This is a genomic window from Aquimarina algicola, assembly GCF_006443095.1.
In the GTDB taxonomy this organism is placed as follows: Bacteria; Bacteroidota; Bacteroidia; order Flavobacteriales; family Flavobacteriaceae; genus Aquimarina; species Aquimarina algicola.
Genome location: NZ_VFWZ01000007.1, coordinates 38506 through 63304, shown reverse-complemented (window position 1 = coordinate 63304; position 24799 = coordinate 38506). Strand labels below are relative to the sequence as shown.

Annotated in this window: 15 protein-coding genes; 12 read left to right on the top strand and 3 right to left on the bottom strand. The window is 31.8% G+C overall.

From position 1 onward, the window contains the following. Positions 1 to 116: 116 nt before the first annotated feature. Complete coding sequence (locus FHK87_RS19340; RefSeq protein ID WP_140595439.1) at positions 117 to 581, bottom strand: DUF2267 domain-containing protein; 465 nt, start codon at positions 579 to 581, stop codon at positions 117 to 119. 766 nt (positions 582 to 1347) lie between these two features. Here FHK87_RS19340 and FHK87_RS19335 point away from each other — a divergent pair. The 4 genes from FHK87_RS19335 to FHK87_RS19320 all read left to right on the top strand — a co-directional run bounded on the left by FHK87_RS19335 (position 1348) and on the right by FHK87_RS19320 (position 10306). Then, on the top strand, positions 1348 to 4248 hold the full coding sequence (locus tag FHK87_RS19335; RefSeq protein WP_140595437.1) for an RICIN domain-containing protein: 2901 nt from the start codon (positions 1348 to 1350) through the stop codon (positions 4246 to 4248). Positions 4249 to 4281: 33 nt separating this feature from the next. Beyond that, on the top strand, positions 4282 to 5823 hold the full coding sequence (locus tag FHK87_RS19330) for an RICIN domain-containing protein (protein WP_140595435.1): 1542 nt from the start codon (positions 4282 to 4284) through the stop codon (positions 5821 to 5823). A gap of 32 nt (positions 5824 to 5855) precedes the next feature. Further along, the gene (locus FHK87_RS19325) at positions 5856 to 7703 is read left to right on the top strand and encodes an RICIN domain-containing protein (RefSeq protein WP_140595432.1); all 1848 of its coding nucleotides are present in this window, start codon (positions 5856 to 5858) and stop codon (positions 7701 to 7703) included. An 89-nt stretch (positions 7704 to 7792) separates the two neighbouring features. After that, a complete protein-coding gene (locus FHK87_RS19320) occupies positions 7793 to 10306 on the top strand; it encodes an Ig-like domain-containing protein (RefSeq protein WP_140595430.1) in 2514 nt (837 codons plus the stop codon). An 88-nt stretch (positions 10307 to 10394) separates the two neighbouring features. Here the strand turns inward: FHK87_RS19320 and FHK87_RS19315 are convergent, their stop codons facing one another. Next, positions 10395 to 10958: an RNA polymerase sigma factor gene (locus FHK87_RS19315; protein WP_140595428.1), complete on the bottom strand. Its 564-nt coding sequence runs from the start codon at positions 10956 to 10958 to the stop codon at positions 10395 to 10397. A 205-nt stretch (positions 10959 to 11163) separates the two neighbouring features. On the opposite strand from FHK87_RS19315, the gene FHK87_RS19310 reads away from it, so the two are divergent. The 8 genes from FHK87_RS19310 to FHK87_RS19280 all read left to right on the top strand — a co-directional run bounded on the left by FHK87_RS19310 (position 11164) and on the right by FHK87_RS19280 (position 23717). Beyond that, the gene (locus tag FHK87_RS19310; RefSeq protein ID WP_140595426.1) at positions 11164 to 12186 is read left to right on the top strand and encodes a FecR family protein; all 1023 of its coding nucleotides are present in this window, start codon (positions 11164 to 11166) and stop codon (positions 12184 to 12186) included. 189 nt (positions 12187 to 12375) lie between these two features. After that, on the top strand, positions 12376 to 15975 hold the full coding sequence (locus FHK87_RS19305) for a SusC/RagA family TonB-linked outer membrane protein (protein WP_140595424.1): 3600 nt from the start codon (positions 12376 to 12378) through the stop codon (positions 15973 to 15975). A 12-nt stretch (positions 15976 to 15987) separates the two neighbouring features. After that, positions 15988 to 17496, top strand: a complete 1509-nt coding sequence (locus FHK87_RS19300; RefSeq protein WP_140595422.1) for a SusD/RagB family nutrient-binding outer membrane lipoprotein — start codon at positions 15988 to 15990, stop codon at positions 17494 to 17496. A 211-nt stretch (positions 17497 to 17707) separates the two neighbouring features. After that, positions 17708 to 18874: a metallophosphoesterase family protein gene (locus FHK87_RS19295; RefSeq protein ID WP_140595421.1), complete on the top strand. Its 1167-nt coding sequence runs from the start codon at positions 17708 to 17710 to the stop codon at positions 18872 to 18874. Between the two features lie 268 nt (positions 18875 to 19142). Beyond that, complete coding sequence (locus FHK87_RS19290; protein WP_140595420.1) at positions 19143 to 20168, top strand: Ca2+-dependent phosphoinositide-specific phospholipase C; 1026 nt, start codon at positions 19143 to 19145, stop codon at positions 20166 to 20168. A gap of 183 nt (positions 20169 to 20351) precedes the next feature. After that, complete coding sequence (locus FHK87_RS26375; RefSeq protein ID WP_226294330.1) at positions 20352 to 20510, top strand: hypothetical protein; 159 nt, start codon at positions 20352 to 20354, stop codon at positions 20508 to 20510. Positions 20511 to 20773: 263 nt separating this feature from the next. Then, entirely contained in the window at positions 20774 to 22495 is a 1722-nt protein-coding gene (locus FHK87_RS19285; protein ID WP_140595419.1) for a sigma-70 region 4 domain-containing protein, read from the top strand. 196 nt (positions 22496 to 22691) lie between these two features. Continuing rightward, positions 22692 to 23717 (top strand): alpha/beta fold hydrolase, encoded by a 1026-nt coding sequence (locus tag FHK87_RS19280; protein ID WP_140595418.1) that lies wholly within the window; start codon positions 22692 to 22694, stop codon positions 23715 to 23717. Positions 23718 to 24317: 600 nt separating this feature from the next. On the opposite strand, the gene FHK87_RS19275 is transcribed toward FHK87_RS19280, so the two are convergent. Then, positions 24318 to 24713, bottom strand: a complete 396-nt coding sequence (locus FHK87_RS19275) for a VOC family protein (protein ID WP_140595417.1) — start codon at positions 24711 to 24713, stop codon at positions 24318 to 24320. Between the last annotated feature and the right edge of the window lie 86 nt (positions 24714 to 24799).

Below are 24799 nucleotides of genomic sequence, written 5' to 3'. Positions count from 1 at the left end.
TTAGAGTAAAAACATAATATTAAAGTATTTATAAACACACATTAGATTAAAAAACTAAATAAAGCATTGTTCTTTTGTGTAGATTCACATGAGCAAGTTAAAATGGGACCACAATATCATGACTTGTTAGATTGTTCAGAGATATTTTGATAAATCATATTCTTTAGGTTTTTAGGTAATCCATTTCTTATATCATCCATTTCTCCTGGAGAAATGTATTTGCGTAAGGTAAAAAAAGTAGTATTTATATAATGTTCGGCTATTTCATCAGATTCAAAATCATAAATAGCAGTAGGATTATCATACGATCTCACAAGTTGTATAAAATCATACATATGTTTTATTTTCATCTTTTTCTTTTTGGCTGACCACCCATTTACATATATTGCTTTTAGAAACATAGGTAATTGAGCAATAAGCTGTAAAGATTCTTCAAAAGAGATAAGTTCTCGTAATCCAAATAACACAGAAGACAAAACCCGCCCTGCTTTATCGATATCATGTTCTAAATTCATGTCTTTTGCATACTTTTTTATGAAAGTATTACCTTCTACAGCATATTGATTAAAATTAAGTGACATAACAAGAAATTTTTGGTTTTAATATGACTTAATTTATCGATTATATTTTTTGATTAGAATGATAAATATCATTTTTCGGACATTATTCTAATGTGACTTATTCAAAAAATATAACCAGAAGTTTTAGTGTAGATCGCTTAGGTTTAAAGTGTTAATTTTAACTTAAATAAACTAATAAATAGTTAAAATTAACATTGTTTGTTTTTTTCAAAATGTTGATATTAAAAAACTTAAAGCGTCTGCTTCGTTTTTATACAAAACCTGAAAATACTTTGTTTTTTTTAATCAATTTTGCTTTTGAAAAAGGACATGAGAATAGAAATAGTATCTCTTAATAGTAATTACATTACGGTTTTACAACGCTTATAAATTGTTAATGAAATAATTACGAGTTTAATTTATTTATTGAATTGATTTATCTTCGCAATCGAAAATATCAACCTCAACACTTAGAACCATGAAACCCCAAAAACAATCACACCAACCAAAAAAGACTTTTTCTCTCTCACAACACGACTATTGTAACCTCAACTAAACAAAGTATTTAAGGTTATATAAGGTCTACACATTCTTAATAACATTTCTATTCAGAAAGTTTTATTTGTATCAATAGCTATAGACAATAACTATGTCTATAATGTTGAATTCTTATAAAAACTTATACCTAAATAACGAATTCTAAAGATTTGTTAACGAATGCTAGATCATGCAAATCATTTTATAACAGTCAAATTATATTTCAACATTAACAAACAAAACCCTCAACATGAAAAAACTCAACGTTCAATGTAAATTGAATCATAGGATGATTCAATTTGTTTTTATGATGTTTTTTGCAACCATTAGCGCAAAAAATATTCATGTCGCAAAAAATGGTAATGATTCTAATTCAGGAACAGCTTCAAAACCTTATAAAACAATTGCTAAAGCATCTTCTGTAGCACAACCAGGAGATGTTATTATCATAGGAGAAGGAACTTATGAAGAATCTATTAGACCACAACGATCCGGTACTCCTGGCAAACCAATAGTCTATACTGCAAAAGCAGGAGAAAAAGTAATTATTTCGGCAATGCAGGCATTAAGTGGATGGAGAAAAGATTCGGGAGTAATTTATAAAGTAAAAGTCGACTGGGATTTAGGACAAGAAAACTTTGTGATGAATGGCAATACAGCAATGGATCTTGCTAGATGGCCGAATAATACCGACGGTACTCCATTTACGTTAAATTCTAGAAGAAATGATGGAGGTAGCGGTTCTAATGTTAGTAATAATGCATTTTTGACATCATCACAAATACCAAACATTAACTGGGCAGGTGGAGCAGTTTTCTTTTATGGAGACAAGCCTGGTTCCGGGTGGATCGCATGGAAAGCTTTTATCACAGGTAGCTCATCAGGAAGAGTAAACTTTAATCTTGATAAAAATCCAAATTGGATTAGAACATTTCATGCTCCTGCAGATAAGGGAGATTTTTATCTAGAAGGCGTAAAAGGAGCTTTGGATTATCAAAATGAATGGTGGTTTAACGCCAATACTAAAGAACTTTTTGTACAAATGCCAAATGGAAATGCTCCGGCTAATGGAGTCGTAAGAATGAGAAAAAGAAAAGTTACTATAGACTTATCTGTTAGAAGTTATATACAGATCAAAAATCTGGCTGTTTTTGGCGGTTCTATAGATATGCCTAATAATTCTAATAATAATGTTATTTATGGTGTTTCTTCATTTTATGGTAATCATACTATAGGAGTACAAAAAGGATTTTCTGCAAATCAACAGAGCATTCTCATGAACGGTAACAATAATGTTGTAGAAAAATGTGAAATTGCTTTTGGAGCAGCAAATGGTATAAAAGTAGGTGGTAATGGCAACAAAATTTTAAACTCGAGAATCCATGATTTTAATTATCTAGGATCTTATGATGCTCCTATCAATGCTAGAGGAGGTAGAAATACAACATTTAAAGGAAATACCATTTTTAGAGGAGGAAGAGATGGTATCCAATTCTTTAATAACAGTAGTGAGTTTGCATACAATGATGTCTATCAGGCGAACCTTATCAATGATGACTGTGCTTTATTATACACTGTAGGAGGACCTCATAATGGTGAAATTCATCATAATTGGTTTCATGATAATCAAGGAAGAGGTAAATTAAAAAAAGCTGCTGGAGTATACCTTGATAATGATGCCGAAGCTTTTTCTGTGCATCATAATGTAATTTGGAATACAGAATGGACAGGTGTACAAATCAATTGGGATGGAAAAGATATTAATGTATTCAATAATACGTTTTGGAATAATTCTGATGAAATGGGAGCTTGGCATAAAGAAGGGACTGCTTTTACAAATGTAAAAGTATGGAACAACCTTGGTTTTAAAGGAGAATGGGAACCCCAGTCTAACAAACAAAACAACATGGTAGCAAATGCGAATGCTTTTGCAAATGTTGGTGCAGGAAATTTCAGGCTAAAATCAGGAGCTACTCCTATAAACAAAGGAAGAGTCATCAATGATATTACAAATGGTTATGTGGGTTCTGCTCCAGATGTTGGGGCATATGAGTTTGGAGGAACAAATTGGGTTGCCGGAATTGACTGGAATCCCGAACTAGGACCAACAGGGCAAGGATGCTATGGGTTACCCGGAGAGTCCTGTGAGAATAATACCAATAATGATAAAATAGAGTTTGTAAATACTGCTACAAATATTCAGTCACAAAAAGAATATACATTTAGTGTAAAGTATGAAGCAAAAACAAAACGAGAAATAACAGTAGAATTTTGGTCATCTACAAGTTGGTTAGGCGGTACTACTGTGCAAGTTGAAGGAGGATCAGGAACAAAACAAATTACTTTCAGCCTCCCTAATAAACCTTCGGCAGGATCAGGATATATCTATAAAACTCATATAAAGCCTTTAGGTACAACATGGAGAGAGGCTTTAGATACAGATCAAGTTAATAATATAACAGTGACAAACCCATCTAGTCAACTTATTCAAGATGGTGCACATTATATCGTTTCTACAGCTTCTAATCAAAGATTACTTTCTAGATCATTAGAGAATCATAGTGCAAGAATGTCAGCACCACTTAATTATAATGATCAAAGATGGGTATTTAAGCATTTAGGAAATAATGTATATACAATTAAAAACTATGCCACGAATAGATTTTTAGAAGTACCCTATGCAAAATGCGAAAACCGTACAAATGTAGCTACTTGGACTGATGCTAACGATAATCATAAAAAATGGAAAGTTGTAAGTAATGGATCAGGAGTTTATGGTTTACAACCTATGCATTGTATAGACAAAGGCCTGGATAGAGAAAGAGGAGAGATAGATGCCAATGTTGTGATTTGGGAATACAGTAAAACCAACAATAATCAAAAGTGGAAAATCATACCCTTCAATGATAAAAACTTTTCTTTAGAAAATATGTGTGATATTCTTCTTTATCCTAATCCGGCCAAAAACTTTGTAAATGTAACCGGTACTATAAAAAACAAGGAGATTATTGTATATAACCTGCTGGGTAACATTATCAAAACAAAAGTGGCAACTTCTAATCAAGAAACTATAGCTACATCAGATTTGCAGTCAGGAATATATATAATTTCTATCGTAGGAGGACCAAAACTGCAAATGATCAAAGAATAATAGACCTAATCCACATAAATCAAATACAAACTCATGAAAAACCTAATAATTTTTGTGTGTATGCTCTTTATTTTTGTAAAAGCATACACACAAGATTGGCAGGGGATACCTATTCCTGCCAATCCCGGAAATGGAAAAGTCTGGCAAATACAAAACCAACATTCAGATGATTTTAATTACAATGGTAAAAACTCAACTTTCAAAAGTAAATGGTTAGATAATCATAGAGGAGGCTGGTCTGGTCCAGGCGAAACACAATTTAGTTCAAATCATTCTGATGTTACAGGAGGTAATCTCAGAATCAAAGCCGGTAGAGTTACTAATATTCCCAAAAAAACCGTGTATTGTGGTCATGTTACGACAAAAACTCCTGTCGTATATCCTGTATATACAGAAGTAAGAATGCGATGTAGTGGTATTAACTTGTCGTCAAACTTTTGGTTGTTAAGCGCAGATGATGTTAATGAAATTGATGTCACAGAGACTTATGGAGCAGAAAATGTAGCGGGAAGAAAAATGGCAACAAACTATCACATTTTTAGACGTATACCTTTTCTGGATTTAGCTAATTCGCCAAAATCTCATGATTCTGAAGGAAATGTATTTCTAAGAGATGGCTATCATAGATTTGGACTCTACTGGAAAAGTGCTACAGAATTTGAATTCTATTTTGATGGAAATTTAGTAAGAAAACTAAACAGGTCAAACGATCTGAGAGATCCTAGAAATCGCTTTTTTGATCAGGCTATGCATATTATTATGAATACAGAACTGCATACCTGGAAATCAAATGCGGGTATTAGACCATCAAATCAAGAGCTCAATAATAATAGTATTAATAAAATGTATATTGATTGGATACGTACCTATAAGCCTGTGTCTAATACTACAGGTGTTACGCAACTTATCGATAATGGAACCTATTTTATTAAATCTGCACAAAATAATCAAAGGTTATTATCACGAACCCTGGAGAATCACAGTGCAAGAATGCATGATCCCGGAAATTTTGAAGACCAACAATGGGTTTTTGATCATAAAGGTAATAATGTTTATACTATACAGAACAAAGGAACCGGTAGATTTTTAGAAGTACCTTATGCAAAATGTGGAGATGGTGTAAATGTGGCTACTTGGACAGATGCAAATGATGCTCATAAAAAATGGAAAGTTGTACGTAATGGTTCTGGAGTTTACGGATTGAAACCTATGCATTGCATCACAAAAGCTCTCGACAGACAAAGAGGCGAGATAGATGCAAATGTGCACATTTGGGGATATAGTAATACCAATTCTAATCAAAAATGGGAGATCATACCATTTAATAACAAAAGCCTTTCTATAAAAAATATCCAAAATTCTATAGTTGTATACCCAAACCCTGTCAAAGATCAAGCAACAATTACTGGCAATATACAAGGAAAAGAAATTGTAATCTATAATCTACTTGGTAATATTATAAGTATAAAAGTAGCTACATCTGATCAAGAAACAATTACAACTTCAGATTTAGACAAAGGAATATATATCATATCTGTAGCCGGAGAGATACAACTTCAAATGATCAAAAAATAATCTTAACACAAATACAAACATAAATCTCAACTATGAAACAAATCAAAACAGTATGGTATGCTATCATATTAATAGCAACCCTACAATCTTATGCACAACCTACCCCTCCCCAGGGCAAAAAATGGGAAAAAGTAGAAATACTATCAGATGAATTTGAAGGGAATTCGTTGAATACTTCAAAATGGGCAGTTAATGTATCTACTTGGATAGGAAGACCTCCGGGAATCTTTAAGACAAATGCTGTAAAAGTCAAAGATGGTAACCTGCAAATCACCAATTACAAATTGGGTTCTGCAGAAACCGTAAACGGAAATAGATATACACATGCCGGCGGGTTAGTGAGGTCTATTAATAGTACACTATATGGTTATTATGAATGTAAAATGAAGGCTAGTAGAACCTTTATGTCATCAACATTTTGGTTGATTAACCAAAGAAATGAGCTTTCTGGTTGTAATAGAAGAGTTACAGAGCTAGATATAACCGAAACTGTTGGGGTAAACTCAGGAGGAGCTAGTTGGATTAATAATACCATAAGAAGTATGAATTCTAATACACACAGTAGAAATGTACAGTGTAATAGTACCCCGGTAGGTCAAGAAGGTGGTAAAGAAGGTCTCGGAGGACAATCTTGGGAAGCTTATCATACTTACGGTGCATGGTGGAAAAATAAAAATGAGGTATTGTTTTATCTAGATGGAAAATTTGTTTACAAAATAAAACCACCATCAGATTTTAACCTTCCTATGTACTTACGTCTTGTGACCGAAACTTATGATTGGAATCCGGTTCCTAATGGTGGAGGGATGCAAGGTTCTGCTGATTCTAGAACAACATATTATGATTGGGTGAGAACATATAAACTTGTTGATGACAATGGAACGGGTAAAAATGATAAAGTAAGTTTCAAAAATGCACCAGTTTCTATTCCTTCAAAAACTAGCTATACGTTTAACATAGATTATGAAGCAAAAACAAATAGAGAAATTGTAGTAGAGTTTTGGTCTTCGACATCTTGGTTAGCAAGCAAACAGGAAATCGTTTCTGCTGGTTCTGGTACAAAATCTATCACTGTAGATTTACCCCAAGCTCCTCAACCTGGTTCAGGATATGTGTATAAAGTACATATACGCCCAACAGGAACAACATGGAGAGATGCGATAAACAGGGATCAGGTCGATAATGTAGTTGTTACAAATCCATCTACTCAATTAATAACAAATGGAGCCTACTATATAACATCTACTCAATCAAATCAGAGATTATTATCAAGAGCTCTTGAACAACATAGTGCAGTTATGCACAATCCATTGAATTATAATGACCAGGTATGGATGTTTAACCATGAAGGAAACAATGTATATACAATTAAAAACCAAGGAACTAATCGTTTTCTAGAAGTTCCTAATGCAAAATGTAGTGATGGAGTTAATGTTGCTACATGGACAAATGCTTCTGGGAATCATAAAAAATGGAAAATAGTAAGTAATGGCACTGGAGTTTATGGTCTGCAACCAATGCATTGTACCAATAAAGGTTTAGATAGAGAAAAAGGAGCCTTAAATGCTAATGTGACTATTTGGGGATATAGTAAAGCCAATAACAATCAAAAATGGAAAATCATATCATCTAATAACAAAAATCTATCTCTAGAAAACACAGATGACCTTACATTTTATCCAAATCCAACAGAAAATGTCATTAGTATCAAAGGGTTGTCAACAAATGATGTTGTAATTATTTATGATTTAATGGGAAAAATCATGAAAAAAATATCAGTAAACAGACAACAAGATACCATTGATGTTTCTGAGCTTCAATCCGGATTATATATTATTTCAATTGTTGGTAAAACTAAAATGCAATTCATTAAGAAATAAAACATCTTCAATATGATTTCTACCCCGGATTTTAGATGCTTTTTTTAAAGAATAGAATTTTAATACAAACACGATAAACATCATAAACAATGAAATTAAATTCACTTAAGTCATTTTTGTATCATCGATATTGGATATTCATACTTTTTGTTTTTAGCATGATTTTTTCGATTTCAGCTCAAAACCAAATTAGGGTAGGAGATCCCGAAGTAACTTTTGATACTTCAAAATATGATAGTCGCTACCCTCAGATGCAAGAATGGCAAAAAGCTGGAGTAAGAGGAGGAATTCCTCATGTAAAAGACATTAAAATTGTAAAAACATTAGAAGATGGCGCAAACAGTGCTGATATCAATAGAGCAATCAATGATGCATCACGAGAAAATGGACTTGTAGCTGTGTTTTTAAAAAATGGTACCTATACTATTAACAGTAAGGTGTCAATGAAATCTAATGTGTCTCTTATTGGAGAGAGTCGAGATGGGGTAAAGTGTGTTATACGAATGAATGATGGAGATGCGTTCAGCTTTTTTAAAGTAAATAAAAGTGGTATTTATACACTAACAATAGAAGGTAGCTGGGGCAAACCAAAGTACGATTGGAACTATGGTATCAATGCTAATGATGAGCTAAGAAATAATGATAATATTTCAGTGAAAATTAAAGATTCTCGAGACTGTTGGCTTGATAAAGTTAATATCTTTAATAGTGCAAGAGATCCTCTTAGAGTACCAGGTAATCATAACACATTTAGAGATCTGAATGTAGATGGTGCTCACAAAAAGTCTGGTGGTGCTCAGGGTTATTTTTTTGTTCAGGGAGCGTATAACCTTATAACTGGTTGTCGAATTACACATTTAAGACATATCTCATTACAAGGCGGAAATGTAGAGTATAATGTGGTGTATGATAATGATTTTAGACAAGAAGTAAGTTTTCATAGTGGTGACAAAGGAAATAACTTAATAGAAAATAATAGAATTACTTTACCACGAGATATGCCAAATGGTAAAGCAGATACTCCAAATGCTCCCTATAACAGTAATAGCGAACCTGATTATTTTGCAATTATGGGCCCTTGGTCTACCCAACATGATAATTCAGAAAAACCAAATTTTGTTTATAAAAACAATTGTCTGGAAGAAAATCATAATGGAGCAACTCCTTGGTCTGATTCAAAAGTATTGTATAAAGGGCCAAGAGAGGTAAAACCTAGAAATCCGGCAACAAATTTCCCGGCATTACCAGAAAGTCAAGCTCCTAAAGGAGGAACATTATACCCTGTAGTTTTAGGCACTGTAGATAATGGGAATCAAAAACCGATTGTACGTTTTATTGAACCTAATAATAACCAAGAATTTACAATTGGAGTAAATATCAAACCTGTTGTAGAAGCAATTGATAATGATGGTACGATCAGAAATGTAAAACTGTATCTAAATAATGATCTCATAGGTACGGATACCAATAAACCTTTTGAATGGGGAGGAGTAAATAGTAATGATGATGAACTAAAAGATTTGAAAGAAGGTTCATACACATTGAGAGCCGTTGCTACCAATAATGAAGGAGAAACAAATTCTTCTTCAATAACAATAAAGGTTAAGTCTTCTTCTAATGCTAATACCCCACCGGTATTAGAATTTAAATCACTAAGTGATGGAGACACATTTTCCACAGGTATAGATTTAAAACCAGTAGTAATTGCAAGTGATCAAGATGGAGCTATAGAACATGTAAAATTATATCTTAATGATGATTTTGTTCGCCAGGAATCTCGTAGCCCTTATGAATGGGGGGACAATCCGAATAGAGATGAACTACTAAAAGATTTAGAAGATGGAGAATATACACTCAAAGCCATTGCGACAGATAATGATGGAGCAGAATCAACAAAAACAATACAAATTTTTGTAGGATCAAGTACGACTCAACCCATTATACCCGTAGGAAGCATAGTATGGATAAAATCTAATCAAAACCAAAAGTATATAACTGTAGAAAGTAATCTTAAAAAGAATTTTCTTAGAGCAGATAAAGGAAGTGCAGATATAAGAGAGCAGTTTTTGGTAATAGATGCAGGTAATGGATATGTAGCATTACAATCAAAAGCAAATGATTTCTTCGTTTCTGCTGATAGAAAATTATCAAATGACATTCCTCTTGTTGCTGATAGAGAAGAGATTGGTAATTGGGAAAAATTTGAGTGGATTTCTATTTCAGATAATCAATTTGCATTAAAAGCAAAAGTCAATGACAAGTATGTACAAGCTAGAATAAGTAGTCAGGGTGCACCACTTATGGCAAGAGGATCGGTAATCAAAGGATGGGAGACATTTGTTTACGAAACAGTTTCTCAAAAGAATTCATCTCTGCAATCTGTAATTGATATCAAAGCTTTTCCTAACCCGTCTAAAGATTATATAACAATCACAGGAATAGAAACCGGTGATCAAATTATAGTACATAATCTGAATGGATATAACGTGATGAAAGCAACTGCCAAAAATGATATTGAAGTTTTAGAAACCAATACATTACCAAAAGGAGTTTATATAATTACAATTTTAGGAAAATCAAAGTTTCAGTTTATAAAAAATTAAGGAAATGAATTGATTTCTGGTAAATCATAACTAAACTAAAAGGATTATCTGTGAATTAATATTTCAGATAATCCTTTTTTTATTTTTGTTATAAATCAAGAGCGTGATTAACCAATGGCAATTTACTTTTTAAATACTTAAGGGCTCTATACATTTGTGTGTTTACGGTATGAACAGAAATATCAAGAATTTCACTAATTTCTTTATGACTGAGGTCATCATATCTACTTAGACGAAACACAGTCTTACATTGTAGAGGTAGTTCTTCAATAAAAACCTCAAGTTGTTTTTTTGTTTGTTCATAAATTAATAACTGGTCGGGTTGATCGTTGTCTTGATGAAGATTATATTCTGAAATGCTTCTTATTTTTTCGTCTTTTTTCTTATTATGTTTTATGATATTAAGACATCTATTACGTGTCGCTTTGTAGAGGTATACCTTTAGAGAAACTCTGATGTTAATTTGTTCTTTTTTAAACCACAATTGGAAAAAAACATCAGAAATCACTTCTTCGGCATCATCATTATTCAAATATGAATTTGCCAGAGCAAGGAGATGATCATAATACCTTAAAAATAAGATTTCCAAAGATTTATGATCCCCCTTTTTTAGTTTTTCCCATAAAACAATATCCTCTTGATCCCGAGTCATGGCAAATTTTTATCAAAACAAATAAATTCAAAATAGCATTATCGTTTCAAATCATTAAATAATTGTTAATAAAAGTCGTAACACTATAGATAATGAGATGTGTTAAAACATTTGTAATGTTACGTTAATATTATCAATATTATCTAATTCTTAAATCGTGTTTTTGTTGTAATAGAGACGTTTTATTTTATTGTCTTATGGGTGTATGAAAGAGCAAGAGCAATATAATTTGGTAATTAAATTTCTTAAAGGAGAAACTTCTCCCGAAGAAAATGAAAACATTAGAAATTTTCTTAAAGATGATACTAATCAGAAAGTCTATGATGAGATCGTCTTGATTTGGGAAGCGTCATATAAGAATATTCATATAGATCAAAAAAAGAAGGAAATAGAATTAAAAAAGCTTACTAATAGAATTGATCGGATACATAATAAAGAGAAAATTTCTATTGTTAGCACACACAAAAGAAAACGAACGGTACAATCTATTGCAAAAATTGCTGCCATTTTGTTGGTTTTAGTCATTCCTTTTAGTATTTATTTTAGAAATTATGTTGGTAATCCAGATATTATAGATGATCTAATTACCAAAACTACATTGCAAGGACAGCGATCATCTATTATTCTTTCTGATGGGACAAAGGTTTACCTAAATTCAAATACACAATTAACATATCCAAAAACTTTTTCTGAGAATAAAAGACAGATATCACTTGTTGGGGAGGCATATTTTGAAGTAACTAAAGATTCCAATAGGCCTTTTTTGATAAAAACAGGAAACCTAATTACAAAGGTTCTTGGAACTACTTTTAATACCAAAGCTTTTGAAGAAGATTCTATTATTAGCATATCTCTCGTAGAAGGAAAAGTAAAGATACTTGACCAAGCAAATAATGATCTGGATATTTTAGAACCTTCACAAGAGTTTGTTTACAAAAAATCTTCGAATCAATATGCAAAACAAGCTTTTGACCTTGATAAAGTTACAGCTTGGAAAAATAATATTTTGATTTTTGATGGAGAACGTCTAGACGATATTTCCAAAACACTAGAACGGTGGTATGGAGTTAAAATAATAATCAAAAACAATGCAATCAAAAAATGTAAACTAAAAGCAAAATTTGAAAATGAACCTTTGATCAATGTTCTTAATACTTTAAAATTTGCTGGAGATTTTGAATTCAAAATAAAAGATAGCATTGTAGAAATCGATGGGACCGGATGCTAAAACAAACTTTTTAAAAAAATAAAAACTTATGTAAAAAATAACAATTAATCATAAAAAAAGTGCCAGAATATGGCACTTGATCTAGAATTTTTAATCATCGAAAAGAATCTTAAGGTACTGCCATACCGATAGTAAGATTCATCAAGATGACTGTTTCAATAATTATAATTACCAAAACATCACAAAAGTATGGAAAAAAACTTAATTAAAGCATTGATCGTCATGTCAAAACATGCTTTAAAGATTTTAGTTCTGCAAACATTGTTTATTAGTGTTTCGTTTGCTAATGGGACATATTCTCAAAGTATGAACAGTATTTATTTGGATTTAAATCTTCAAAATGTAAAATTAGAAAAGGCCTTTGAGGTAATAGAACAAAAAACTGAATTTCAATTCGCATATGTAGAGTCTAATATACCACTTCATAATACGATCACAATAGAATCAAAACAAGAAAGCCTACAAGATATTTTAGGGAAAATTTCCCAACGTTTTTCTCTTAAGTTTAAGAGAATTAATGATAGAATTATTGTAAAATCTATTCCTAATAATTTTAAGACTTCATTAGAAGACACATCACAAGATCGAATAAAAGTAGAAGGTAAAATTATAGAAGAAGAATCTGGTGATGTATTGATGGGGGCAACTATACAGCTAAAAGGAACAAACACAGGTACTACTTCTGATTTTGATGGAAATTTTTCAATAACCGTACCTGTAAATAGCGTATTGATCATTTCTTATTTAGGGTATGAAAATAAAGAAGTAACTGTTACTTCAGAAGAAGTATTGACGATTCCGCTTACTATAAGTTCAAGTGCGCTTAACGAAGTAGTTGTAACAGCATTAAACATTAAAAGAGCAGAAAAAACAATAGGATATGCGACACAACGAATAGGTGGTGGAGAGCTAGAAGAATCTAACGAAACCAATTTACTAAGCACGCTCAGTGGTAAGATTGCTGGAGTACAAATTACCAATACCAGTGGAGCAATAGGCGGTTCATCTTCGATCATTCTTAGAGGAAACAAATCCATATCAGGTAAAAACCAGCCTTTGTTTGTTATCGATGGTGTACCGATTAGTAACGAAGTTCATCAAACCTCTAGAGTGTTTGGAGGGCCATCTAATCCAAATGAAAGCGGTTTTTTGGGAGAAGGCGTTGGCGGAGGAGAACAACAGGTCGATTATGGTAATGCTGCCGGTGAAATTAACCCTGCGGATATCGAGAGTGTACAGGTACTTAAAGGTGCAAATGCAGCAGCACTATATGGATCAAGAGCAGCAAATGGAGTGATATTAATAACAACCAAGAGCGGGAAAGGTCAAAAAGGATTGGGAGTAACACTTACATCCAGTATTTCGATGCAAACACCTTTAAAAACACCAAAGTTTCAAACTGAATTCGGAAAAGGAAATAATGGATTTTATGGTTATCCCGATCTTAATACAAACATAGGTAGAAATTTTGGGCCAAGATTTGACGGTCAGATTATCCCACAGTATAATCCTAATGCCCCCGGTGTACCTATCAATAGACCTTGGGTTAATAGATTAGGTGAAGACCCCATAGGAGATTTCTTAGAAGCAGGAACAACATTTATAAATGGTTTTTCTATTACTAATGGAGATGAAAAGGGGAGTTTTAGATTATCGTATACCCGATTTGATCAAGAAGGGATGGTTCCTAATACTGATTTAATCAGAAATACTGTAGGTTTTAATGCTACATACAATGCATCTCAAAAATTTACCGTTGGCGCATCTGTAAACTATATCAATAGTAAAAGTGATAATAGACCAAATATAGGTGCAAAAAGTGAATCTAATATCATTTTTACATTATTACAGCTTGGAGGAAATGAGAGTTTAGACGAATTAAGAAGAAATTATTGGGAACCTTCAAGAGTGGGAGAACAACAAGCTACATCTGATGAATCTGTAAATAATCCTTATTTTCTGGTAAATGAAAACCTCAATGGTAACCGAAGGGATCGTGTATATGGTAATATTCGTTTTAATTATAAAATAACAGACCACTTATCTCTGGATATAAAAACCGGGAGAGATTTTTATAGTGATAAGCGAACGACTAGAAAAGCATTTTCACATATCCCATATAGAAATGGTTTTTATGCAGAAGCAAATGTGTTTTTTAGAGAGGATAATACCGATTTTTTGTTAACATATAATAATAAATTAAGTTCAGATTTTTCTTTAACACTCATCGGGGGAGGTAATCATTTTAATCAAAAAATAGAAGAGATTCGAGGCAATAGCGGTGTTGATGGATTAGTGACTCCGGGCTTTTTTAATCTTTCAAATAGTGCTTCAATACCAACAGCTCAAAACTTTATCTCCAGAAAAAGGATAAACAGTTTGTATGGAGGAGCTACCATCGGTTATAAAGATTACTTATTTCTTGATCTTACAGCACGAAATGATTGGTCAAGTACTTTACCCAAAGATAATAACTCTTATTTCTATCCCTCAGCTTCTTTGAGTGCTGTGGTATCAGAGATGTTTAACCTTTCTGCATTGCGTACTGATTATTTGAAACTTAGAGCAAGTTATGCAGAGGTAGGAAATGATACCGATCCTTATCAAACGACTCCACTTACTTTTAGAGGAGGTTCTGCAGAAGGAATTTCTGTAAATAGCATATCAGGTGTTCTCAATAATAAAGACTTAATACCAGAAAATATAATTTCTAAAGAAGTAGGAGTAGAAGCAGGTTTTTTCAAAGGTAGGTTTGGTTTTGATGTCACCTATTATCAAACTGAAAATGAAGATCAAATAGCAGAAATTCCCTTGGCAACAGAATCCGGGTTTTTAGAAAGAGTTATCAATGTGCCAGCCACTATCATTAATAAAGGGGTTGAGCTATCTTTGAACGTAACCCCTCTCAAAACACCTTCATTTACGTGGGACGTAACCTTGAATTGGGCAAAAAATGAAAACGAAGTTAAAGATTTGACCATTTTGGATAGAATTACACTGGCAGAGCGTTGGATCAATCTTGATATTGTTGACGGAGGAAGTTTTGGTAATTTTTATGGAGATTATTTACTTAGAGTAGATCAAAATGGAAATTTAGGTAGAGAAGGGTTGCAAATTTTTCGCCCAGATGGTAGGTCAGAAGAATCAGATGATGTAGGAAATCTGGTTGATGAGGCAAAACCTCTATTAGGTAATGCAACACCAGATTGGATAGCAGGAATTCAAAACTCATTTACATATAAAAATATCAATCTAAGTTTCTTATTTGATATCAATAAAGGAGGAGAAGTATATTCTAGAACTTATGTGGTAGGAAATCAGTTAGGATCATTAGAAGAATCAGTAACATTACAAAGAAGAGATGATCCTGTTGCAGTACAAGGTGCAATTGATAATGGCCAAACTGTTGAATCCGGAGAACAATGGGTAGCCTTGCAAGGAGCATTGCTTGATAGTGACACAGGTGAGACCACGCCTACTACAATATATGCCCGAACGTCGAATTTTTATAGAAGATATTTTGATAATGATGCAGTAGGTACTTTTGATAGAACGTTTGTTAAATTAAGAGAACTAAAACTTACTTATAGTTTACCAAAACCTTTTTTGAAAAAAATAAAGTTGCAAGATGCAAACATTTCATTGTTTGGAAGAAACTTATTGCTTTGGGATGATGTACCTCATATTGATCCTGAAGTAGCAGGGTATAGTGGAGAATTACCGGGAGGAGAGTTTTTTGCAATTCCTTCTGCGAGAAGTATAGGAATGTCACTTAACGTAAAATTTTAAACACAAAATATAATGAAACTCATTAAAACGTTTTCATATACATGTATAACAATACTTTCTCTGCTCTTTGTAACTGGTTGTAGCGAAAGTCTTGAAGAAATCAATGTTAATCCCAACCAATCTGTAGAAAACCCTAGTATTGACTTACTTTTTGGATCAATTTTACCCGGTTTTATAAATCAGGTAACATCTTCATATAGAATACCGGGGCAATTAGCACAACAATTTGCAGTGAAAAACTCGGATGTAGGTATTTTAACCCATGATGAAGATGCAGAAAGCAGAAGATTTTGGGAAACCGTTTATTCTGAGAATAACGGTGCACTAAGGAATGCAAGTTTCCTTGCTTTTGAAGCAGAACAACAAGGACATTTGGCATACCAAGCTTTGGGTAAAATTTACAAAGTATATATCCTGAGTTATACTACAGATCTTTTTGGGGACATTCCTTATGTAAATGCTGGACAAGGATTTCGTTTAGAAGACAAATTTTTGTTTCCAGAGTATGATACACAATCTAATGTGTATCAGGTGATGCTTGCCGATCTTGAAGATGCCAACAACTTACTGATGAATTCTCCGGATAGCGAAAGCCAAAGAATCGATGAATCTAGAGATTTATTATTTGATGGAGATAAGATGGCATGGAGAAAATTTGCCAATACTTTACGCATGAGGTTATTAATGAGAATCTCTAATATCGAGATGGTGAATACTCAAATTAGAGACATTTTTGATGATCCAGTTACATATCCTCTTTTTGATAGTATAGACGATGAACCGGTGTTTTCTTATAATAATTCAGAAGATTGGCCTTTTACTTCAGAAAATCCTGATATAGAAGATGTGCGATTGTCTTCAATAGTTGTAGATATTATGAAAGGAGAAGGAGGAGATAATGCTATAAGTGATCAACAAGATCCTCGCCTGTCTGTTTTATTAAACCCTACAGCAAATTCTGTAACAGCCGGAACACCAGAATTTGTAGGTCAACCCATTGGAATTGCATCTGATACAGAAGAAAATGAAACGCGTTCTTTATTGAGTTCTGAATTTCAGAATCTTAATAAATTTTGGTTAATGACTTATGCAGAACTTCTTTTTATAAAAACAGAAGCAATACATCGCGGCTATATATCCGGAGATGCTAAAACAACTTATATCAATGGAGTAGAAGCATCTTGTAAACGATATGAAATTGATATTACATCTACAGAAAGTGTAGATTACCTAGCTAGTCTTGATGCTAATTTTGTGGGTAACGAAATCAAACAAATTGCGATCCAACGTTGGTTAGATCATATTAATAATGGTTTTGAAGGATATAGTGTTTGGCGTAGATTAAATTTTCCAGTTATAAGTCCTGGTAGAGATGCTGTAGCGACTCAAATACCAACACGTTATTTTTATTCTAGTAAAACAACAGATAAAAATCAGGCAAATGCAGATGAAGCTATTAACCGAGCACCATTAAATGGTCTTAATACTACACTTCAGAAAGTGTGGTGGGACAGTGAGTAGTGCATATTTTTTTAGATAAAAAATTATTGTTTGGGAATCTAAAGAAGAAATGGTTCTTGACCTCTTTTTTTGAATAGATAAGAGAATCTGGAATCAAATACTTTATACAATCGTTCATTAATTGTTTGTTATCCCTTTTACCTTTCAGGCTTGTTACAAAGGTTCCCGGTTTCAGGTCTGTTAGGTTTTTATTAAAAAAAACATTTTTCGAATGTCATTTTATCAACAGAAAATGCTCAGGTACATATTAGGTTTTTTGATACTGATTTCTATCTCCTGTAATCAAAGTTTAAAAAACACAAAAGAACAAACATCATCGCATGATAACAGTAAAAAAAATAGTGTTCATACAGAAAAATGGAAATTTGTTGCTTTTGGAGACTGCCGAGGACATAGTGCTGATGACCCTGTAAATGTTCCGGTTTTACAAAAACTGGTAAATGAGATTATTACACAAAAAGTAGACCTTGTAATGTTTACGGGAGATATTTGCTATGGTCATGCTAATAGAAAGGATTTGGGTGATAAAGAAGCATTAGAAGACCTTAAACGACAAATGTTACTTTTTAGAAATACAATAGCGCCCTTGTATGAAAATAATATAAAAGTATACATTGTAAGAGGCAATCACGAAGCTACTCAACGTAATCCTGATATCTCAGGAACGGCAGAGCATAGACCTATTTGGCCTAAAACTAAAAAAGTATGGGACGAAGTTTTTAGTGGTAAATACAGGATGCCTCAAAATGGGCCTGACCGAGAAAAGAATGTAACTTTTTTTGCAACGCATAAGAATGCCCTTGTGGTTGGATTAGACTTATATACAGCAAGAGATAGAAAATTAAACAAGGATGGGAGCATTCCAAAGCCTTCTACAAAAAGAGTGGATCAGCAATGGCTAGATAGTATATTAACAGTTCATAAAAAGGCACATCTGTTTTCTTTTACACATGAACCGGCTTTCAAAGTCGATCATAAAGATTGTATGCATGGTGATAATAGTTATCAATTAGACTATTCTTCTTATAGAGATCGGTTCTGGAAAAGTGTACAAAATGCAGGAGCAAAAGTATATTTTTGCGGTCATGATCATGGATATGCAATGGCGTCTGTTGTTGATACCATAAAAGCTTCGAAAGATACAATGTATCAAATTGTAGTAGGTACGGCCGGAGCAGGAAAAAGTATCAATCCGGTATACGATGGCTATAATAGTCATTATAAAATACAGCCTATAGATGAATCAAAATCATATGGTTTTGTATTGGGAGAAGTCAGAGGTAATAATGTATCTCTCACATATCGATATCTAGAAGATGATGTATTTATCAATAAAAAACCACTGTCTATCAAAGTAGATCATAAAATAAATCCCTGATCTAAAAATAGGATATGTCCATAAATCAAGTTTTTAACTCTTAAAACATATAACAATGAAAAAATTAATACTGCAACTAAGTATGCACAGAACAAACTTTCAGACTTTATTTATCTCTGTGTAATAAATAGATAATGAACTGATTAACAAAAGTTTTTAATAAACATTTTATGATTTTCGAAATCAAAAATAGTAGTGAAGAATATTAATAGTAATCGAATACAAAAAAGATCAAATTTCATTTTAACCTTAATTAAATTCTTTTATCATGAAAAAATTAAAATTTTTATTTGTTTTTGTCTCATTGATTTTGGCAAGTTGTTCAACTGATTGTTTAGATTGTGAAGAAACATCAGTACATCCTAATGTTGATGCAAAACGATTACCAACTCAGGGAAACCTAAAATATAACGAAGTGATGTTTAAAGGATCTCATAATACTTATGAGAGAAGAGAAGATATTACAGAGCAAGTAAGCTATTCGAATCCGATTTATCAAAACAATGTATTAGCAGTAGAATTAGACATTTGGAGGAATACACCAAGTGGTTCTTATAATAATAGAACTATTCCTGCAAATACATGGGTTGTAAATCATTGGCCACATCCTGGTAGAGGAGGGCGAACACTATCATCTTACTTTGCTAAATTAAAAGATTGGCATAATAGAAATAGCAATCATCTACCTGTGATGATTAAGCTAGATGTTAAAAGTTCTAATGGAGGATATCAAAACTTTCATGAACAGATCGAATGGTATTTACAACGATATCTAGGAGATAGTGAAGTGATATTCAAAGCACAAAATTTATATAAAGATTCTAATAGATCTATAAGACACAATGTGCTATACAATGATGCTTGGCCATCTCTAGATCAGTTAAGAGGAAAGTTTATTATCGTATTAACAGGTAATGGAAGTTGGATGGATCAATATGTAAGATTTAATTCTCGTTACAGATGGGCATTTGGGATGAAAAAAGAAGGTGTACCAAATCGTAGTCGTACCGAAGATGGTTTTAGAGATGCGGATAATGTGATTAATAATAATCCTAATTATGTGTTTTACAACTTTGATATTAATGATATAAAAAGAGTAAAAGATAAAGTAGGCTCAAGAGATTTTTTAAAACAATTTGCCTATAAAGGAATGATTACTAGAGTATATACAGCAAATAATGCAGATGATTGGAATTTATGTAAAACTTTAAAAATAAGTTGTATTTCTACGAATAAAATTAAGAATCATTCTTGGGCAAAAATTGATAATGATAGAATTGCGATTAAACGATAAATGCTAACATTATTATATAGTCGATACCTTATTAAAAAAATCAAAAAGAACCTTAGTTTTTTGACGTAATGACTTGTTTATGAAGTATTAAATAGGTGTTAATCGTTGTTAAATTTTAATTAGAAGCAGAATAGAATTCTTGTAAACTACGTTCAATGATGTATAATATTAAAATCATACATCATGAAAACAAATCAGAGTATTAGTAGTCACAAAAAAAGTATTTTAGTATTTGATAAGTATCAAATTATACCTAAAAATCAGCAATTAAAAGTGACTGGAAAAGGATGGAGTAATGATCGTTGTCTTGAATGCGGTTATGGCGATATCGATCTAGGTTAATTATAGATATTCTATATCTGTTTTTAGTTCTGATAAACTTTATAACAAAACTCCGAAACTTTGTTTCGGAGTTTTTTTGATTTCTTATTTTGGATATAATGAGGAACACGTATTTTTTTGCAAAACTTATTCTAAAATATAATTTATTAACACTTAATAAGATTTACTTATACAAGCATATAATCATTCAATACATTTTTTGAAATAATAATAGCTTAATAAAGTTATTAAGATAACCAGCCCCCTCTCATACCAATAACCACATGAAATTCTACTATTCTTTATTGATGCTATTTTTTATAGGTTTTAATTTAATAGCTCAACAAGAACCTCCAAAAAGTATAATATCCAAAATTGATAGTTTACAAAATGAACATAAATATGATACAACCTCATTAGGATTATCATTCCATCATAGACTCATACAAAAGTCGATAAAAGCTAATTATATAAATGGAACATTGATTTCGTACCTCAATTTGATATGGTTACATGGCACAAAACATAGACTGGATAGTGTTTTGCATTACAGTAATCAATTTGAACAGCTAGAAAAACATAACCCTAACCAAGAACTTAAATATAGTTTTCTCATTAACAATGGGACTATATTTACTTCATTTTTTGGATTAGCTGAACCAAGTTTAAATAGCTTGTTTGAAGCCTATAAGCTAGTTGATGAGAATGACAAAGCCAAAATCATAAACTTAAAATCAAAGATAGCATATGTTTATATACAAAAAGAACAATATGATTTGGCAATACAAACAATTACAGAGAGTATCAATGATACAGTTTCTCTAGGCATAAATCAAAGGAATGAGTTGCTTTCTCACTTTTCTATGGCATATCAATATAAAGAAATGCCTAAAAAAAGTACTCCTCTACTATCTCAAATGATAAAAGAATCAAAAAATGCAGGAAATAGGGTAGGAGTATTATATGCTAAATTATTTCAAACGTATAATTATTATTTAGAAAAAGAATATCAAAAATCTATAGACTCCGGTTTGAAGGTAAGACAAGAACTGAAAACCACATATCCCGATTTATTACCAACGAACTCTGAATTTTTAGCGATTTATTATAATGCTATTGGAAATACAAAAGAAGCTATTTTTTACATGAAAGAAGCTATTGCTACTTCAAATATTACTAATGAATTACCTAAATTATATAAAGACTTAGCTGATTATTATAAAAAAGAAAACAGATTAGATTCAGCACTTTACTATCTAAAGAAAGAAAGAAAGATAATGGATAGTATAAGAAACATGGAGAAAGAAATTTTTACAGACTATTATAACACTAAAATTAGTTTTATCAATCAATCACACGAAAATGATAAAATCTCTTTAGAAAAAAAAATACTTACTAATGATAGAAAGCTACTGTCTATACAATCAAAGAAACAACAATTATATATTTTCACGCTTTTGGCAGCATTAGCTCTGTTGATTTTAATTTTCATAATATATAGAAGAGATATTAAGACAAAACAAAAAATTGATGCTCTCGAAAAAAGCAGAGAACAGTTACTCAAGAATCAATTAGAGATGAAAGAACATGAGCTTTCAGTTTTTTTAATCACTCAGGCAACACAAATAGAGAAACTGACAAAAATTAAAAATACATTATTCAAAAGTATTAAAGAGAACGATACTAAAGGAATACAGAATAGCAAAAAACAATTTTCGAATTTCTTAAAATCTTCTGAATCAATAGATTTTATTACAGAGCGCTTAGAGTCTCAATATCCTAAAATATGTTATATACTACAGAGAAAACATCCGGAACTGTCTAAAAATGATATCAAACATTGTATTTTGGTAAAATTAGGGTTATCTCTAAAAGAATCAGCCTCATTATTAAATGTAACTATAAGTGCAGTCAAAGTAGCCAGACATCGAGCAAAATCAAAAATGAACATTCCAGAGAATGTTTCTCTTCAAGATTTTTTGAATGATATGGATATTACAAAATAAAGAAGTTTCACAATCATTAATTTACTTCTTTATTATTAGAGCACTTTTGATACATTGAAATTACTACATGTATATAAAACCGTATACTATTTGTAACTATAATTTTTTTGTTTTTTATATGAGATGCTTCAATTTTGTCCGGTGGATTCTTAAATCTTAAATAACACAAAAAATTAACTCTTAAACATCAAAAACCATGAAATTAATTAAACAAACCATGATACAGGTTTTAGTCATTTGTATTATGATGGTGTCATGTAATTCTACAGAAGAAGACTTTGAAACATCAGAAAGTATAGAAGAGAATTTACTAGATAATAGCACAAAAGTGAATGAAAAAATACAGGAAAACTTTATAAATGTCAATGGAGTAAAGCTTCATTATTTGGCAAAAGGAAATCCCAAAAAACCACTTTTACTTTTCATTCACGGTGCGCCCGAAAGAGCGGAAGCTTGGTTGGACTATTTAGATTTTTTTAGCAAAGACTATTATGCAGTAGCCTATACAACTCGGGGTACTTTTCCTTCTTCAATACCAAAAGCAATAGAAGCATATACAGGAGTAGAGCGAGCAAAAGATGGACATTTGTTAGCCAAAAAACTTGGATATGATGAATATAGTTTGATTACTCATGATTGGGGATGCTCAACAGGTTGGCAAATGGCTATTACTTATCCTAATGCAGTTAAAAAATTTGTTGCTATGTCTGTACCCCATCCAGGCATCTCAAGTAGAGGATATCATGAAGTGAAGGCACATAGAAAAAAGGTAGATGCTTACGTTCCACTTATTCGAAAAGGAAAATCTCCTTGGAATAGAAAAGGATCTTCAGCAAATAATTTCAAGCACTTAAGAAACATTTTATTGACAAAAAGAAGTAGAAAACATATTTCAAGTTCTCTACTACATAAGTATGAAGAAAGTTGGAAATATGATAATGGGGCTAGTATCGATGGGAACTATAATCAATATAAAGCATTAGATTTTCCTCCACAATATTTACAGCAATGTTCATTAGTACCAAGTATAATTGTAAAAACTCCAGTATTGCAAATTTATGGAGAACTAGATCGATTTACAGGGTTTCAGGTTTATGACTTACCTAATAATGATTGTTCAGTTAATATTGAGTATGTAGGATTCAAAGATGGAGACCATTGGATTCATCACGAATATAAAACTGAGATTATGGATAAGATCAGGCGCTTTTTAAAAAAATAACCAATTAATTACTGAAATTTTTGGTCCACAACATGAATATCCTCATTGCTTTAGCTTTGAGGATATTTTTTTAATGGAGTATATTTTATGGATTTGAAATCAATAAAGATTTATCTCAAAAAATAGTTAATGAACGGCATTGTTACATCGAATAAAATTAGTTTATCTGATTGGCTGTTAATTGAGTATGTTTTTTTGTATACATAATGTAAACGTTGTCAGAGTTTGTGTAATCATCTTGTAACTCCTCTTTTTTGTTTATAAACGTATTTTTAATCAAATTTGACTTGTAAATAAAACTAAATAATCAATTTGAAATAAAGAACATGTTTTAGTGTCAAAAAGGTATCCTCATTCTCTGTATAAGTTTAAGTTGAGTTTGTGAATAATTAATTAGTATAAAGAATCCGGGATGCCTTTTTTAATTTAAAGTATCATGACATTATAAATCAGAGACAGTATTGATGTTTTTCTTTGAATAAAGACTCAATTTTAGGGCAATGAGGTTCAATACGAAGAAGTCGTCTAAAAAATATATCTTTTGTATTTTTAGACGACTTTGTTAGTATCTATCAAGATTAGTTTACTTTGGTTTTACACTTAATTCGCTTTTATTGGAGTGCAAATTTCTATGAGAAAACCATTGTTATCAAGAACATACCCAACTTTTTGTCCCCATGGTTTTTCTATTAAAGGTTCAAATGGTGTAGCTCCATGATCAATAGCGTTTTGAAAATCTTTTTCAATATTTTCAGAGGTAAAAGCAAGCTCTACCCCAAAAGGTTTTGTAGCGTGTTCGATTTTTTGAAACCCATTTTTAAAATTCGAATTTCCTAATTCTATTGAAGCAAAAGAAATAGTTGTATCTCCTGAAATTAGTTCACCATAATCTGATTCTGGTGTCACAAATTTTTTTTGAAACCCAAATGCTTTCTCATAAAAGGCTATAGTTTCGATAACGTTGTCAACATAAAGAATTGTATATGCGTATTTCATATTTGTTATAAGGTTTAATTTTTTATAGCTGGTAAAATATAATTTTCTAGCATATTTTCTGGATGTTGTAATTTAATCAAACTCTC